Genomic DNA, 14958 nt, shown 5'->3' on the forward strand with positions numbered 1-14958 from the left:
TAACCTGGGCACATGACCGGCTCCACGTTCTCCAGGTTCAGGCTGAGTCGCCTGAGGTTAAGGAACTACCGCAGTATCCGCTCGTGCAACCTTGAGCTGGGACAAGTCACCATGCTGGTGGGCCCCAACGGGTCTGGCAAGTCGAACGTGCTGGACTCGCTGAGGCTCGTCCGGCAGGCCCTCGGCGAGACCCTTGACAACGCTCTCAGGGACCGTGGCGGAGTCAAGGAGGTCCGGAGACGCTCGACCGGCCGCCCCACCAGCTTCACGGTCACGATCGACTTCCTGGAGTCCGCAGGTGGTGCGGAGGGGACCTACGAACTTCAGGTCGGGGCGGTATCCGGTGGCGGGTTCCGTGTGGCAAAGGAGTCCTGCACCATCACCTCGACGGAGCCCGGCGGTGGGAGGCACTACTATGAGATCCGGGGTGGAGAGGTGGTCTCGACCTCGGAGGACCGCCTCCCGCGCCTGTCTGCCGACAGGCTGGCTCTGGTCTCCCTGTCGGGCATTGAGGTCTTCCGGCCTGTGTACGACGGGCTGTCCGCCATGGAGGTGTTCAGCCCGTCCCCTGAGGCCATGCGGCGACCTGTCGCACCTGATCCAGGTGATCTGCTGCGACGTGACGGCTCGAACATCGCCTCCGTCATTGAGCGCCTTGATCGTGCAAGACCGGAGGTCAAGCGCAGGATCGAGGACTACCTGCACTCGATCGTCCCGGGTGTCGAGTCGGTGCGACGCCTCGCGGTCGCGCGCTGGGAGACCCTGGAGTTCCAGCAGAGGGTACAGGGTGCGTCGGCCCCATGGTCCTTCCAGGCGACGTCGGTGAGCGACGGGACGCTGCGCGCACTGGGTGTGCTGGTGGCCCTCTTCGCCGGAACCGGCACCACCCTGTCCGCCGTGGGGGTGGAGGAGCCCGAGACAGCGCTGCACCCTGCCGCAGCCGGGGTGCTTCTTGACGCGATCCGTGACGCCTCTGAGCGGCGGCAGGTCCTGCTCACTACTCACAGCCCGGACCTTCTTGACTCCGCGTCGATCCGCCCTGACGAGCTCCTTGCGGTCAGGTCGGTCGAGGGTACCACCGAGGTCAGCCGACCCGACGAGGCCTCTCGTATGGCTCTCAAGGAGTCGCTGTTCACTGCCGGTGAGCTTCTGCGTGCTGACCAGCTCCATCCCGAGGTGCGTGAGGTGGTCGCCTCATGACTCCCTGTGTGGGAGCCGTGGTTGAGGGGCATGGTGAGGTCAGTGCCCTCCCTGTGCTCATCCGCCGTATCGCCGAGGAGCATGGTCATTACGGTGTGAGGACCACCCAGCCACACCGGCTGCCTCGAGCCGAGATGACGGGCAGCAAGGTGGCGAAAGCGGTGCGCATGCAGCGGCTGAGAGCCGGTCAGGGTGGTGTCGTCGTCTTGTGCGACGCCGATGACGACGATCCGCAGAAAGTTCGGCGCCTGACCTTAGAGGCCTTGGGCGGGATTCAGACGGTTGTCGCTGTGGCGGTGCGGGAGTACGAGGCGTGGTTCCTGGCTGCCGCCGAGTCGCTTCGTTCTCATACCGCCGTTCGTGACGACGCCAGCTTCGACGGCGACCCGGAGCGTCCTCGTGACGCGAAGGGACGCCTTGAGCAGATCATGACCGAGTCCTACAAGGAGACGCTCCACCAGGTCCGCTTCACAGGAGTGATGAGTCTGGAGGCCGCGCGGGGCCGCAGCCCGTCCTTCGCGGCGTTCGAACACGACCTGCTGGTGGCTTTGGGTGGCAGGGACGGCAGTGCGGATAGGGCATGACGGCGGGCACACGGTGATCCTGGATACTCCTAGGTGTAGGAACCTCTGCGGCGCCTGAGGAGACCGGTTGCAGCGGTGCTGTTGGTGGAGGTTTGTAGGTGGAGGTTTGACGGTCTCGGCTCATTCGGCCGCCCACAGCCACCCGTGTCACAGCCAGCCGTTGGTCTCGGCGGCGCGGGCTGCCTCGGTGCGGTTGCGGGCGTGCGTCTTGGCGATGGCGCTGGAGAGGTAGTTGCGCACGGTGCCTTGGCCAAGGTGGAGCGCCACGGCTATCTCCCGGGCGTCGGCGCCCCTCGCGGCCAGACGCAGCACCGCCCGCTCCCTGTCAGTCAGCGGGTTGGGACCCAGCAGTACCGACTCCTGGGCCAGGGCCGGGTCAATGACCCGCAGGCCCGCGTGGACCCGGCGCACCGCCTCAGCCAGATCCCCGGGAGGAGTGTCCTTGACCAGGAAGCCGCTGGCCCCGGCCTCCAGCGCGCGGGAGAGGTAGCCCGGTCGTCCGAAGGTGGTGACGATGAGGCTGCGGCAGGCCAGTCCCGAGGCGGTCAGTGCCGCGGTGGCTGCCAGGCCGTCCATGTCCGGCATGTCGATGTCAATGAGGGCGACATTGGCACGCTGGTCCCGGACGGCACCGACGACCTCCCTGCCCGTGCCCACCTGGGCCACCACGGCGATGTCCTTCTCCAGGCCCAGCAGTGTGGCCAGGGCGCCGCGCACCAGCGCCTGGTCGTCGGCGACAAGAAGGCGGATGGTATGGGCGCAGGGCGGGGTGGGGGAGGGCACGGAGCCTACGACGACGCTCATAGTCGCACCTCCAGGCAGGTGCCTGGGCGCCCGCCCGCGGCCACGGCTGTCCCGCGGTCCGGGGTGGCGACGCTGGCTGGGGCCGGGCTGGTCAGCACCAGACGGCCACCGGCGGCTTCGACGCGCCGGTGCAGTCCCAGCAGGCCGTTGCCCATGGGTGCCCCTCCTAGGCCCTGGCCGTCGTCGGTTACCCGGACCAGTCCTGGTGCCAGCTGGATGCTCACACGTGTTGCCCGTGCGTGGCGCAGGATGTTGGTCGTGGCCTCACGCAGGGTCCAGGCCACCAGCTCGCGCTGGGGCAGGGGCACTGACGAGGCACTGCCTGACACCGCGACGGTAAGATCTGCCGCGGCAAAAGCGGACCGGGATGACGCCAGCTGGCTGGCTAGGTCGGGCGTGCGCAGGCGCGACACAGTCGTGCGCACGTCGGCCAGTGCCGCGCGTGAGAGCTCAATGACCTGGGCCAGCTCGCGCTCGGCCGCCTGCGGGTCGTGGGCCAGCAGGCGGTGGGCGACCTCCGCCTTGAGGGTCAGAAGGGTCAGGGAGTGGCCGAGGATGTCATGGACGTCACGACTGATCTCCTCGCGCTCCGTGGCGGCAGCCAGGTGGCGATCGGCCTGCGCCTGGCGCCTTGAGGACTCCATGGACAGGCGTGACAGGATGATGATGACTCCCCCCGCGCAGCAGCCGAGGGCCATCCAGCGGGCGTAGGGAGAGGGTGCCCAGGTCAGAATGGCAGCGTCAAGGACACCTATGGCCACCATTACCAGACATATCCCGGGCAGCACTGGCACCAGCGGCGAGATATACAGCAGGAAGGCGCAGAAGAAGGGGAAGAGGTAGGCGGCTAGCCATCCCGTGGCCGCCGTGGTCAGGCCTGTGAACACCATCAGGAGCACCAGCCGGGACAGGGCAGGACCCCGCAGGGCCGACCAGCCGGGGCTGGCCAAGTCGGGCTGATCGGCACTTCTGGTGTCGACCATGAGGAAGGTGGCCCAGGTGTAGGTGAGGGTGAAGCCGATGATCCCGGCTGAGCCCGCCACGCGCCGCCAGGGCTCGACGTGCCCGGTGTGCAGCAGGATGAGGGGAAGGGCCAGGAAGCCGACCCAGACCACCGCCATCCAGTTGACCTTACGGAGGCTACTGACCCATCGGTGCCGTAAGGGCTGTGGCAAGGCTGGCACGGGAGGCCGCGGCACAGGCCGTTCGGTCGCCTCTGCGGTGCTCAGCCACTCTGATGCGGTGTTGATGGCAGTGTCACGCCCCTCGTTGCCGTGACCTGTAGTGGACCCTGTCACCGGCGCACCGTCATCCGGTGCCGGGCCAGGGCCACCAGCGCGGCGAAGATCAGTGTCCACCCCACCAGGTTAACGACCGGGATCCACAGGGGGTCCTGGAAGGACGGGGCGTCGGTGGCATAGACCCACCCGTGGGTCAGGGGCCAGCGGGCAAGTGCCGTGGGTCCGTACATCGGGGTGAGGCGCCCGATGCTCAGCAGCGTCTCACTGAGCGGCATGAACGTGTTGCCGAGAAAGCCGAAGAGGCTGACCAACGAGGTGGCGATCCCCACTGAGGCCTGGGGCGGCAGCCAGAGCCCGACGGCCAGGCCCCACAGGACGAAGGGGAGCGCACTGACCAGGCACAGGAGCGGCCCCAGCACCCAGACCCGGGCCGGCGCCTGCGCGGTGGTCAGGGCACCGGCTGCCACCACCACTCCCACCGGGACGGCTGCCGATGCCGCCGTCGCGAGAACCTTGACCTGGGCGTAGCCCACTAGGCCTCGGGGGGTGAGAGCCATCTGCCGTCCCCAGCCCTCGTTGAGCTCGACGGCGGCCGCGGAGGCGGTGCTGGCGGCGCTCAGACAGGAGCTGAAGCCCGCCATGGCCAGCATGATCGTGGCTGAGATGTAGTCCCCGTCCGCGCCGCTGGTGGCCTGGCCGGACACGATACCGCTGAAGACAAGGAACATGACCAGGGGAAAGGCGATGACGAAGAACAGGTTGGCCGGGTGGCGCAGGGTACGCAGTGTCTCCAGCAGTATGTAGGTGAGCAGGGGACGTACCCTGCCTATCCGGGGGGCGGCCGTGCCTGCCCCAGCGGGAGCGGTCCGCGCAGTGGTGTTGGAGGTAGTGCTGGAGGTGGTGCTGGAGGTGGGGGAGGGCATCAGCTGTCCTTTGCTGCTGAGGGCGCCGGGCTTGTGCCTGAGGAAGTCAGTGAGGTGAAGACCTCGTCGAGGCTGGTGGCGGTGACGCCCAGGTTCCGGGCCGGAGTGTCCGTCAGGAGCCAGCGGGCGAGGCCGTCGGGGTCAGTGGTGCGGATCTCCACGTGCGTACCGCGTACCACGGTGCGCAGAACCGTGGAGGACACGGGGCACCAGGCCAGGGCGGTGCTCAGGACGTGCTCGCTGGCGCCGGGCCAGGAGGCGGTGACGGTGGCCCCTGTGCCCAAGCCACGTACGTCGTCGACGCTTCCGTCGGCCACCACCCTGCCCTGGGCGATGATGACCACGCGGTCGGCGAAGGAGGAGGCCTCCTCCAGGTAGTGAGTGGCAAAGAGGACGGTGCGCCCCCGCCTGGTCTGGGAGCGCATGGTCTCCCAGAAGGTGATACGTGCCGCGACGTCCATCCCGGCCGTCGGCTCGTCCATGACGAGCACCTCCGGGTCGGGCATGAGGGCCAGGGCCAGGCGCAGCCGCTGACGCTCGCCGCCCGAGCAGCGGCTGACCCGCCTGCGCAGCACCTCAGACAACCCGGTGAGGGCCGCAAGGTCGTCCAGGTCCACCCGCCCGCTGCCCATGGAGGCCACCGCCCGCAGGGTCTCGGCCACGGTGAGGTCGCCGAGAAGACCCCCGTCCTGGAGGACGGCCCCGACGGCGCCGTCACGCACCGCCGCAGCCGGTGACCTGCCCAGGACGCGAGCCCTCCCCTCGTCGGGACTCGACAGCCCCAGGATCATGTCCAAGGTGGTGGACTTTCCTGCCCCGTTGGGTCCCAGGAAGGCAACGACCTCACCGGGGGTGACCGTGAGGTCCAGGCCGCTGACGGCGGTCAGTCGCCCAAAGCTCTTGCGCAGGCCCGTGGCCTCGACGGCAGGGGTCCGGGCAGGTCGCGGGACGGTCGGGGCCGGGCTGTGCGTGCCAGGCTGCGAGATGCTCATGGTGCCAGCATGTGCTCGTGGCCGACCTGCCGGTGCTGAGCCCTGTCACCGCCTGGGCATGACAGGTGTCATGCCTGCCGTGCGGCACGCGTGGCACCACGACGGTGTCGTGCCGCAGCCACGAGTGTGTGGGCGATCTCGCACGAGGAGAGAGTGGCTCGTGGTCCCGCACGGTGGCGTCTGTCGGCGCCGCTCTGGCAGAATTTCCGGCTGTACTCGGCTTCAGGTCGGCCCTCTCCCGCCTCCAGCCGCGTCATCGGCCCGTACCGGAGCCTGTTGCCAGCCCCCACCGGGAGCCGGCACGGACCACCTCATCCAGGACCAGGAGTTCAACCAAGTGGCAGTCAAGATTCGCCTCAAGCGCATGGGCAAGAAGTTCGCTCCCTTCTACCGGGTCGTCGTCCTCGACGCCCGCAAGAAGCGCGACGGCCGCGTCATTGAGGAGGTCGGTCTCTACGACCCGACGCAGGAGCCCTCGCTGATTCGTATCGACTCCGAGCGTGTGCAGTACTGGCTCGGCGTGGGCGCCCAGCCGACAGACGCTGTCTTCAAGCTGCTCAAGATCACCGGTGACTACCAGAAGTTCAAGGGTCTGCCCGGGGCGGAGGGCCGTCTCAAGGTCAAGGACGCTGACGCTGCCGCCACAGCCAGGGCTGCCGCCGTCAAGGCCGCGGCTGACGACGCGGAGAAGCGCAAGGCTGACGCGGCTCAGGCCAAGGCGCAGCAGGAGGTGGCCGGGGACGACTCGGCGGCCGACCAGCCTGCCGAGGGCGCAGCACCTGCTGAGGAGTCCTGAGATGCTAGCCGAGGCGCTTGAGCACCTCGTGCGCGGCATCGTCGACAACCCTGACGACGTGACCGTCACCTCCAGGTCCCTGCGCCGCGGGGACCTGCTGGAGGTGCGGGTCAACCCTGAGGACCTCGGCCGGGTCATCGGCCGTTCCGGCCGTACTGCCCGGGCGCTACGCACGGTCGTGGGAGCGCTGGCCGATGCCCCGGTACGCGTTGACGTGGTCGACACCGATCGGCGCTGAGCAGACCTGTGCGACGCGGCGCACGAGGCGCCTCCTCGTTCCACCGTTGTTACTGTGGTGCCCGGCCCCACCAGGGCCGGGCACCACTGCGTCCGTAGACCACGGTAGGTTTAGCACCGACCGTTACCACGACCAGGCAGGAGACCAGGTGCTGCTTACCGTCGCCGTCATCGGGGCCGCTCACGCCCTCAGGGGCGAGGTCCGCCTTGACATCCGCACTGACGACCCCCAGGGGCGCCTGGCCCCGGGGACTGTGCTGCCCACGGATCCCGTGCGGGTGGGGCCGCTGACGGTCACCCGGCTGCGCCGTGACGGCAGGAGGTGGCTGGCGGCCTTCGAGCAGGCCCCCGACCGCACGTCGGCACAGGCGCTGCGCGGCGTCCGCCTGCTGGTGGACACCGATCAGGAGCCGGACCGCGGGCAGGGTGGTTCCGGGCACAGCGAGGAGGGCTGGTACCGTCACCAGCTGGTAGGGCTGAGGGCGCGCCGTGTCGACGGGACCCACCTTGGCGAGGTTGTCGACCTGGAGCGCGGTGTCGCCCAGGACCGCCTGGTGGTGCGCACCCCGGAGGGCTCCCAGGTCTCCGTTCCGTTCGTCGAGGCTCTTGTCCCGGTGGTGGATACCGCCTCCGCCGTGGTCGTCCTGGACCCGCCAGGAGGTCTGTTCCCCGAGGAGGGCGGGACGGAGGCGCAGTGATGAGGTTCGACGTGGTGACAATATTTCCCGACTACCTGCGGGCGCTGGACCTCTCGCTGGTCGGCAGGGCCGTCGCCACAGGCACCCTGGAGGTGCACGTGCACGACCTGCGCCGCTGGGCCCACGACCGGCACCGCACGGTGGACGGTACCCCGGCTGGTGGCGGAGCGGGTATGGTCATGCGCCCTGACGTCTGGGGCAAGGCGCTCGACGAGGTCATGGGCCTGGACGGTACGGGCTCGTCCACGGACGGTGCCGACCCGGCCCCGGGACGTCGGGTGCTGGTGGTCCCCACCCCGTCGGGGGAGCTCTTCACCCAGCGCACCGCCGAGGACCTGGCCTCGGCGGCCACCATCACCTTCGCCTGCGGGCGCTACGAGGGCATTGACGCCCGGGTGGCGCAGCACTACCGGGCGCGTGGCGTCGAGGTCCGTGAGCTGAGCATCGGGGACTACGTCCTGAGCGGCGGAGAGGTTGCGGCACTGGTGGTTATCGAGGCTGTGGCCCGGCTCGTTCCCGGTGTCCTGGGCAACCCGGACTCGGTGGTGGAGGAGTCCCACGGGGCTGACGGGCTCCTGGAGCACCCCGCCTACACCCGTCCCCTCTCCTGGCGGGGCCTGGAGGTTGACCCGGTACTCGTCTCGGGGGACCACGCCCGTGTGCGTCGTCTCCGCAGGGACCAGTCGATTGCCCGCACGGCGCAGCGGCGCCCGGACCTGGTCGCGGTGCTAGGGGCCTCCGCCCTCGACGGCGCCGACCGTGCGGCCCTGGCCGCCCACGGGTGGGTGGTGCCGCAGGGGGCTGACCACCCGGTGCGGGCGCGGGTACGGCACGTCTGCCACGAGGACGTCGGGGCCGTGGCTGACCTGGCGGCACGGACCTTCCCGGACGCCTGCCCTCGGGAGATCACCTCGGACCAGGTTGCGGAGCATATCGCCACGAATCTGACACGCAGCCACTTTGCCTCCTGGGTGGAGGACCCCCGTGCCGAGCTGGTCCTGGCCGAGCTGGAGGACCAGCCGCAGGAGTGCCACCGTGTCGTCGGCTACGCCCTGCTCGTCGAGGAGCAGGCTGACCGGGACGGGAACGTGCCCGCAGGGCTGGATCCCCGGCCGGAGTGCGTCACGGCAGGTGAGGGCCGCAGGGTGGCCGAGCTGTCCAAGATCTATGTCGACTCCTCCATGCGGGGGTCTGGCCTGGCCCGGGCGCTGCTGGACCAGGTGCTGCACTGTGCCACCCAGCGGGGCGTGGACCTGGTGTGGCTGGGGACCAGCACCTCCAACAGACGGGCGCAGAGGGCCTACAGGCATGTCGGTTTCGCCCGGGTCGGCACCCGGACCTACGACGTCGGGGGACGCCTGTGCCGCGACGTCGTCATGGTCCGTGAGGCACGAGCCAGGACGGGCTCGGGGCCTCAGCCCGGGACAGGGCCGGGCGTGACGTCGGCAGGGACGGGAGCACGGTCATGAGCGAGGCCATGTCGGCCAGTCGCGGCCGAGAGTACCCCAGCATCTCCGGGGGCAGGCAGGAGCAGGATGCGGGCACGACGCCGGGCGCTGTAGCGCAGGCGACGAGGGACACGATGAAGAACGTCACTGAGACCACGGAGGAGATAGGAGAAGACGCGGTGGAGGACGGCGTGGATGATGACGTGGACGGTAGCGTGGACGGTGCCGTGACGGACGCTGTGAGGCGCGTGGAGGCCACCAGCCGACGCCGCGACGGTGTGTCAGGTGCTCGCAGAGGGCGTGCAGGCGCAGGCGCCGACGAACCCACGCGTTCCGTCAGCGGCCTCGCCCTGGCGCTGCGGTGGGGCTCGACGCTGCTCTATGTCGGTGTCGCGGTGCTTCTGGTGGCGCTGTTCCGGACCTTCGTGCTCCAGTCCTTCATCATCCCCTCCGGCTCTATGGAGAACACCCTCTCCGAGGGGGACCGGGTGGTTGTCACCATGTATGACTCCCAGGACATTGAGCGCGGTGACATCGTGGTCTTCACCGACCCCGACGGCTGGCTGGAGGTCACCGAGCCCTCTGGGCTGCAGGGCGTCGTCCAGGACGTGCTGGTGGCGATCCGTATCCTTCCCCAGGACGCGGGGCACCACCTCATCAAGCGGGTGATCGGCATGCCTGGGGACCGGGTCGTCGCGGACGGTCAGGGGAGCCTGAGCGTCAACGGCGTCGAGGTCGACGAGCCCTACATCAAGCCCGGGCGCTCCGCCTCAGAGATCGCTTTCGACGTGACCGTGCCGCAGGGGTACGTCTGGGTCATGGGGGACAACCGCTCCAACTCGGCTGACTCCCGCCTCCACCGTGATGACACCCATGGGGGATTCGTCCCCCTGAGCAACGTCGTGGGTGTCGCCAAGGCGGTGGAGTGGCCGGTCACTCACTGGACAGGCCTGGGTGGGGGCAGGGAGGTGTTCCGCTCCGTCCCGGCTCCCCAGGCCTCGCCCCTGCCCGGGGGCCAGGCGCAGGGCCACCCTGTGCTGGCCGGGCCTGGGGCGGCGGTCGCAAGGAACGGCCTGTGGTACGACGAGCTGTGCTACTCGGGCGTGAACTCTGGCACGTCCCTACGGTCTTCCCGCCTGGCGGTCTCTAGCGTGTGGCACACTTAGGCACGCTCTCGTGCGCCGTAGCGCCTCTGCCGCTGGGGAGGCCTGCGCTCAGGCGGCTCGGGGCGTCGCAGACCGGTCGGCCTCGTGGGGGGTCGCACCGCTGAGGTAATCACTCGTGACCAGCGGCATGGGTGTGGAGGAAGCAATGAACCTGATCGACGAGATCGACGCCGCGTCCCTGCGCCGGGACATTCCCGACTTCCGTCCGGGTGACACCCTGAAGGTGCACGTCAAGGTGGTTGAGGGCACGCGGACACGTGTCCAGGTCTTCCAGGGCGTCGTCATCGCCCGGCAGGGAGGGGGAGTCTCCGAGACTTTCACCATCCGCAAGATCTCCTTCGGTGTGGGGGTGGAGCGCACCTTCCCCCTCCACACTCCCTCGATCGACAAGATCGAGGTCGTCACCCGTGGTCGCGTCCGTCGTGCCAAGCTCTACTACCTGCGCAACCTGCGCGGCAAGGCGGCCAAGATCAAGGAGCGTCGCGAGTCGTGACCTTCCTGGTGCCTTGGTAGGTGCCCCGGGACGTCTCCTGGGGCACCCACCACCAGGACCATGAGGTCAGCGGGGAGGGAGACGTGAGCCTGTCGCAGGACGCCGATCATGAGAGCCGGGACCAGCAGGCCAGCGAGGGAGGTGTCCAGCAACCGGGGGACGAGCCGCCCCTGCCGCCCTCTATCCCTCCGCGTCGCAGTCCCGCTCCTGTCATCGTCCCGGTGCGGCGGCGCTCCTCACGCGCGGTGGCCTGCCTGGGGCTCATCGTCACCGTCCTCCTGGTGACGGCCCTGTTCAAGACCTTTGTCCTCCAGACGTACACGATCCCCTCGGCGTCCATGGAGGACACCCTCAGTGTCGGGGACCAGGTGGCGGTGACCATGTATGACTCGGGACAGGTCGAGCGTGGTGACGTCATTGTCTTTACCGATCCGGGCGGGTGGCTCGACGTCACTGAGCCCACGGGCCTGCACAGGGTCCTCCAGGAGGCGCTTGTCGCCCTGCGTCTGCTACCCCAGGACACGGGTCACCACCTCATCAAGCGTGTCATCGGCGTGGGCGGGGACCACGTCGTCTCCGACGGGCAAGGGGTACTGTCCGTTAACGGGACCGTCGTGGAGGAGACCTACCTCAGGGACGGCGAGCTGGCCTCACTGACCGCCTTCGACGTGACCGTGCCGGAGGGGTACGTCTGGGTCATGGGGGACAACCGCTCCAACTCGGCGGACTCCCGCTACCACCAGGACAAGGAGCACGCAGGCTTCGTGCCGCAGTCGAGTATCGTCGGTGTGGCCAGGTACGTCATCTGGCCGCTGGACCGCTGGGAGGTCCTTGACGAGGGGCGCACCGTCTTTGCTGACGTTCCTGGGCACTCCCGGTCTCCCCAGCCGACGGCTGCCTCCGGGGACGGCCAGTGACACCTGCTGCCAGGGACAGGCTGCGGCCTGACCGTTGCCTGGAGCGTGACCTGCTGGTGGACGCGGCCCTGGTGGGTGGCGTCGACGAGGTCGGCCGGGGCGCGCTGGCCGGTCCCGTCAGCGTCGGTGTGGCTATCGTCTCCCGGGAGACTCCTGACGCCTTCCCGCGGGGGCTGGCCGACTCCAAGCAGCTGAGTGCGCCCAGGCGCCGGGCGCTGGTCATGCCCTTGCGCCAGTGGTTGGAGGACTGGGCCGTGGCTCACGCCACCTCCGCTGAGATCGACGCCTACGGGATCACCGGTGCCCTGCACCTGGCGGGCCAGCGGGCGCTGGCGGAGGTCTCCGCCCGCGGGCACACCCCGGAGGCGCTCATCCTCGACGGGGTCTCGGACTGGCTGCGTCCCCAGGATCCCCAGGCCTCGCGCGGGGGCGCTACCGAAGCCCCCGACCTCCTCAGCGGGCTCGGACCCGCTGTCGGCCTGGGCGTCACCGACCTCCGCACCGGTCTCCACGACGTCCCCGGCCAGGTCCGTGGCCCGGGCTGGGCGGGCCCGCGCGTGCACCTGCGGGCCAGGGCTGACGCCACCTGCGCCGTCGTCGCGGCAGCCAGCGTCCTGGCCAAGGTGGAACGCGACTCGGTGATGACACAGCTGGAGGACCCCGGATACGGCTGGGCCTCGAACAAGGGCTACGCCTCGGCAGCCCACGTGGAGGCACTGGGCAGGCTGGGGGCCAGCGAGCACCACCGCCGCAGCTGGCGCCTGCCAGGGCTGAGCGGTCCCCGGACCTGACCCGGGGCGGGCACCCTTGGACCGACTCGCCCGGCTGACCACGCCCGCTGTGCCCGCCGGTCGTGCATGATGGCCTGGTGAGCGCCGACGACCTTGAGGCATATGAGAACGAGCTGGAGCTGGCCCTGTACCGGGAGTACCGCGACGTCGTCTCCCTGTTCTCCTACGTGGTGGAGACCGAGCGCCGCTTCTACCTGGCCAACGCTGTTGACGTCCAGGTCCGTGGCAACGGCGGTGAGGTCTTCTTCGAGCTGGCCCTGGAGGACGCCTGGGTGTGGGACATCTACCGTGCCTCCCGCTTTGTCAAGTCCGTCCACGTCGTCACTTTCAAGGATGTCAACGTCGAGGAACTGACTAAGCTGGAGATGGACATCCCCTCCTGAGGCTGCTTGGGACAGCCTGGTGACAGGCTCCGCCCCCGCTGCCTGAGCCTGCCTGGTCACCACAGGTGCCTGTGCGGGACCGCAGTCCACAAGGCGCCGGGCTCCCCTGCACCTGCTGCCTCCGCCGTGGGCCATGCTCAGGGCACTCAGGGAGGGAGGATGCCGTCGTGGAGGCACACACTACTGTCCGTCGTCTGCAGGAGAGGTCGGGGGGACAAGGAGAGCAGGGCACGGTACCGGTTTCGCAGCCCAGCATTGGTCGCAGTGCCGACCACAGTGCCGAGGTGGGCCGCCGTGGTGAGGACCTGGTCGCCCGCTACCTGGAGGACGCCGGGTGGCAGGTGCTGGAGCGCAACTGGCGGCCGAAGACCAGCAGGCGCGGTGAGCTCGACGTCATCGCGCTCGATCCGGGGACGGGATCGGGACGGGAGCAGGCCGCCCAGGGAGGCAGCGACACCGCCCGACAGCGGCCGGTCCTGGTCGTCATCGAGGTCAAGACCCGGACCTCCCTGGGCCGCGGCTGTCCGGCCGAGGCCGTGGGGGCGAGGAAGATCGCCAGGATACGCAGCCTGGCAGCGCTGTGGGCTGCCACTCATCGTGTTGTCCACGGCGGGACACGCATTGACGTGGTATCTGTCCTGCTACGTTCCCGGCGGCCTGCGCTCCTGCGCCACCACCGGGGGGTGGCACTGTGACAGGCCTTGCCAGGACGCTGGCGGTGACCCTGACCGGGCTCAGCGGGCACCTGGTAGAGGTTGAGGCCCACGCGACCCAGGGACTGCCGGGCTTCACCCTGGTCGGGCTGCCCGACACCGCGGTCAGGGAGTCCCGGGAGCGTGTCAGGGCGGCTCTGAGCACCTGCGGCCTGGCCTGGGGGGAGCAGCGGCTGACGCTCAGTCTCTCCCCGGCGGACCTGCCCAAGTCGGGCAGCAGCCTGGACCTGGCCCTGGCCCTGGCGGTCCTGGGAGCCCGTGGGCGGCTCACCAGCGACGCCTCGGAGATGCTGAGCCGCACGGTCTATATCGGCGAGCTCGGCCTGGACGGGACGGTGCACCCGGTGCGTGGGGTGCTTCCCGCCGTGCATGCCGCCGTGGAGTCCGGTGCGCAGGAGGTTGTCGTGGCTCAGGCGGCCGCTGCCGAGGCCAGGCTGGTCCCGGGAGCCCGGGTCGTGGCCGTGGACCATCTCGGTGAGATGATCCAGCGCTACGGAGGAGTGCTGCCAGCGGGGGCAGCCCACCTGGTGAGCAGCTCGGTCGAGCACGCCTTCCGCCGGTCTGGGGCACCTGCGACCCCCTCGCCTGCCCGGAAGCCGGACCTGGCTGACATCATCGGGCAGGAGGAGGCGCGCCACGCCCTTGAGGTCGCTGCGGCGGGCGGGCACCACCTGCTGCTGACCGGCCCACCGGGCACTGGCAAAACGATGCTGGCCGAGCGCCTCCCCACGATCCTGCCGCCGCTGCGACAGGAGGACGCGGTCACCGTCACCTCGATCCACTCCGTGGCTGGTGTGTTCAGCCCGGAGTCAGGTCTCATGAGTGACCCGCCTCTGCGCGCCCCGCACCACTCGGCGACACGGGCGGCGATGGTCGGTGGGGGCACAGGTATGCCCCGCCCCGGCGAGATCTCACTAGCGCACCGGGGCGTCCTCTTCCTGGACGAGGCCCCCGAGTTCAGCCCCGGCGTGCTGGACAGCCTGCGTCAGCCCCTGGAGTCGGGAACCGTCACCATCGACCGTGTCGGTGGCCGGGCCTCCTTCCCCGCGAGCTTCCAGCTGGTCCTGGCGGCCAACCCCTGCCCCTGCGGCAGGGGAGGCGGCAGGGGGCTGGAGTGCACCTGCACCTCCCTCCAGCGCCGCCGCTACCTCTCCCGCCTGTCCGGCCCCCTGCTGGACCGGGTGGACATCCAGGTGGAGGTCGCTGCCCACAGCGCGGCAGAGATAGCCGCCGCCAGGACAGGGGAGTCCAGCGTCCTCGTGGCCCGACGTGTGCTCCGGGCGCGTCAGCGTGCGGCCCGCCGCCTGGCAGGCACCCCGTGGCAGGTCAGCGCGGAGGTGCCGGGGTCCTACCTGCGTGGTCCCGAGGGTGGTCTGAGCCCGGAGGTGTCACGAGGACTCATGCGGGTGATGGACCGTGGGGACCTCTCCCTGCGCGGGGTGGACCGGGTCCTGCGCCTGGCGTGGACCCTGGCCGACCTCGACCGGGCTGACACGCCCTCCCCGAAGCACCTGGGGACCGCGCTGGCCCTGCGTACCCGGGGAGCGCGACCGTGACCTCCCGGACCTCCCG

General features: G+C 69.8%; 17 protein-coding genes. 13 read left to right on the forward strand and 4 right to left on the reverse strand.

Annotated elements, in window-relative coordinates; all coding sequences use genetic code 11:
- Positions 1–12: 12 nt before the first annotated feature.
- Both D5R93_RS04710 and D5R93_RS04715 read left to right on the forward strand, forming a co-directional pair.
- The gene (locus D5R93_RS04710) at positions 13–1200 is read left to right on the forward strand and encodes an AAA family ATPase (protein ID WP_119835726.1); all 1188 of its coding nucleotides are present in this window, start codon (positions 13–15) and stop codon (positions 1198–1200) included.
- A complete protein-coding gene (locus tag D5R93_RS04715) occupies positions 1197–1784 on the forward strand; it encodes a DUF4276 family protein (RefSeq protein WP_120204109.1) in 588 nt (195 codons plus the stop codon). The genes D5R93_RS04710 and D5R93_RS04715 overlap by 4 nt, the downstream gene beginning before the upstream one ends.
- Before the next feature lie 147 nt (positions 1785–1931).
- Here the strand turns inward: D5R93_RS04715 and D5R93_RS04720 are convergent, their stop codons facing one another.
- The 4 genes from D5R93_RS04720 to D5R93_RS04735 all read right to left on the reverse strand — a co-directional run bounded on the left by D5R93_RS04720 (position 1932) and on the right by D5R93_RS04735 (position 5744).
- Positions 1932–2588, reverse strand: coding sequence for a response regulator transcription factor (locus D5R93_RS04720; protein ID WP_119835724.1), 657 nt, complete (start codon positions 2586–2588; stop codon positions 1932–1934).
- The gene (locus D5R93_RS04725) at positions 2585–3709 is read right to left on the reverse strand and encodes a sensor histidine kinase (RefSeq protein ID WP_120204111.1); all 1125 of its coding nucleotides are present in this window, start codon (positions 3707–3709) and stop codon (positions 2585–2587) included. Before D5R93_RS04725 ends, D5R93_RS04720 begins: the two co-directional genes overlap by 4 nt.
- A gap of 173 nt (positions 3710–3882) precedes the next feature.
- Positions 3883–4752: a hypothetical protein gene (locus D5R93_RS04730; protein WP_120204114.1), complete on the reverse strand. Its 870-nt coding sequence runs from the start codon at positions 4750–4752 to the stop codon at positions 3883–3885.
- Positions 4752–5744: an ABC transporter ATP-binding protein gene (locus D5R93_RS04735; RefSeq protein ID WP_119835721.1), complete on the reverse strand. Its 993-nt coding sequence runs from the start codon at positions 5742–5744 to the stop codon at positions 4752–4754. Before D5R93_RS04735 ends, D5R93_RS04730 begins: the two co-directional genes overlap by 1 nt.
- A gap of 337 nt (positions 5745–6081) precedes the next feature.
- Here D5R93_RS04735 and rpsP point away from each other — a divergent pair, with 337 nt between their 5' ends.
- The 11 genes from rpsP to D5R93_RS04790 all read left to right on the forward strand — a co-directional run bounded on the left by rpsP (position 6082) and on the right by D5R93_RS04790 (position 14942).
- Positions 6082–6540: a 30S ribosomal protein S16 gene (rpsP, locus tag D5R93_RS04740; RefSeq protein WP_120204117.1), complete on the forward strand. Its 459-nt coding sequence runs from the start codon at positions 6082–6084 to the stop codon at positions 6538–6540.
- 1 nt (position 6541) lies between these two features.
- On the forward strand, positions 6542–6778 hold the full coding sequence (locus D5R93_RS04745) for an RNA-binding protein (RefSeq protein WP_119835719.1): 237 nt from the start codon (positions 6542–6544) through the stop codon (positions 6776–6778).
- 148 nt (positions 6779–6926) lie between these two features.
- Positions 6927–7475 carry a ribosome maturation factor RimM gene (gene rimM, locus D5R93_RS04750; protein WP_120204120.1) on the forward strand — a complete coding sequence of 183 codons (549 nt, stop codon included), beginning with the start codon at positions 6927–6929 and terminating at the stop codon, positions 7473–7475.
- Positions 7475–8944 (forward strand): tRNA (guanosine(37)-N1)-methyltransferase TrmD, encoded by a 1470-nt coding sequence (gene trmD, locus D5R93_RS04755; protein WP_120204122.1) that lies wholly within the window; start codon positions 7475–7477, stop codon positions 8942–8944. The genes rimM and trmD overlap by 1 nt, the downstream gene beginning before the upstream one ends.
- Positions 8941–10089, forward strand: a complete 1149-nt coding sequence (gene lepB, locus D5R93_RS04760; RefSeq protein WP_243106948.1) for a signal peptidase I — start codon at positions 8941–8943, stop codon at positions 10087–10089. The genes trmD and lepB (D5R93_RS04760) overlap by 4 nt, the downstream gene beginning before the upstream one ends.
- 145 nt (positions 10090–10234) lie before the next feature.
- Positions 10235–10582 (forward strand): 50S ribosomal protein L19, encoded by a 348-nt coding sequence (gene rplS / locus D5R93_RS04765; protein ID WP_119835716.1) that lies wholly within the window; start codon positions 10235–10237, stop codon positions 10580–10582.
- Between the two features lie 20 nt (positions 10583–10602).
- On the forward strand, positions 10603–11499 hold the full coding sequence (gene lepB / locus D5R93_RS04770; protein WP_243106949.1) for a signal peptidase I: 897 nt from the start codon (positions 10603–10605) through the stop codon (positions 11497–11499).
- On the forward strand, positions 11496–12290 hold the full coding sequence (locus D5R93_RS04775) for a ribonuclease HII (RefSeq protein ID WP_120204125.1): 795 nt from the start codon (positions 11496–11498) through the stop codon (positions 12288–12290). The genes lepB (D5R93_RS04770) and D5R93_RS04775 overlap by 4 nt, the downstream gene beginning before the upstream one ends.
- Positions 12291–12367: 77 nt before the next feature.
- Positions 12368–12673, forward strand: coding sequence for a DUF2469 domain-containing protein (locus D5R93_RS04780; protein WP_119835714.1), 306 nt, complete (start codon positions 12368–12370; stop codon positions 12671–12673).
- Between the two features lie 254 nt (positions 12674–12927).
- A complete protein-coding gene (locus D5R93_RS04785) occupies positions 12928–13368 on the forward strand; it encodes a YraN family protein (protein WP_120205815.1) in 441 nt (146 codons plus the stop codon).
- Entirely contained in the window at positions 13365–14942 is a 1578-nt protein-coding gene (locus D5R93_RS04790; protein ID WP_120204128.1) for a YifB family Mg chelatase-like AAA ATPase, read from the forward strand. Before D5R93_RS04785 ends, D5R93_RS04790 begins: the two co-directional genes overlap by 4 nt.
- Positions 14943–14958: the final 16 nt, after the last annotated feature.

This window comes from Actinomyces lilanjuaniae, assembly GCF_003606385.1.
In the GTDB taxonomy this organism is placed as follows: domain Bacteria; phylum Actinomycetota; class Actinomycetes; order Actinomycetales; family Actinomycetaceae; genus Actinomyces; species Actinomyces lilanjuaniae.

Excerpts from the sequence above, each read along its gene's own strand:
- D5R93_RS04730 (WP_120204114.1), bottom strand. The coding sequence starts at position 4,752 with ATGCCCTCCCCCACCTCCAGCACCACCTCCAGCACTACCTCCAACACC.
- D5R93_RS04745 (WP_119835719.1), top strand. The coding sequence starts at position 6,542 with ATGCTAGCCGAGGCGCTTGAGCACCTCGTGCGCGGCATCGTCGACAAC.
- D5R93_RS04720 (WP_119835724.1), bottom strand. The coding sequence starts at position 2,588 with ATGAGCGTCGTCGTAGGCTCCGTGCCCTCCCCCACCCCGCCCTGCGCC.
- D5R93_RS04735 (WP_119835721.1), bottom strand. The coding sequence starts at position 5,744 with ATGAGCATCTCGCAGCCTGGCACGCACAGCCCGGCCCCGACCGTCCCG.
- D5R93_RS04725 (WP_120204111.1), bottom strand. The coding sequence starts at position 3,709 with ATGGCGGTGGTCTGGGTCGGCTTCCTGGCCCTTCCCCTCATCCTGCTG.
- lepB (WP_243106948.1), top strand. The coding sequence starts at position 8,941 with ATGAGCGAGGCCATGTCGGCCAGTCGCGGCCGAGAGTACCCCAGCATC.
- D5R93_RS04715 (WP_120204109.1), top strand. The coding sequence starts at position 1,197 with ATGACTCCCTGTGTGGGAGCCGTGGTTGAGGGGCATGGTGAGGTCAGT.
- D5R93_RS04710 (WP_119835726.1), top strand. The coding sequence starts at position 13 with ATGACCGGCTCCACGTTCTCCAGGTTCAGGCTGAGTCGCCTGAGGTTA.
- rplS (WP_119835716.1), top strand. The coding sequence starts at position 10,235 with ATGAACCTGATCGACGAGATCGACGCCGCGTCCCTGCGCCGGGACATT.
- trmD (WP_120204122.1), top strand. The coding sequence starts at position 7,475 with ATGAGGTTCGACGTGGTGACAATATTTCCCGACTACCTGCGGGCGCTG.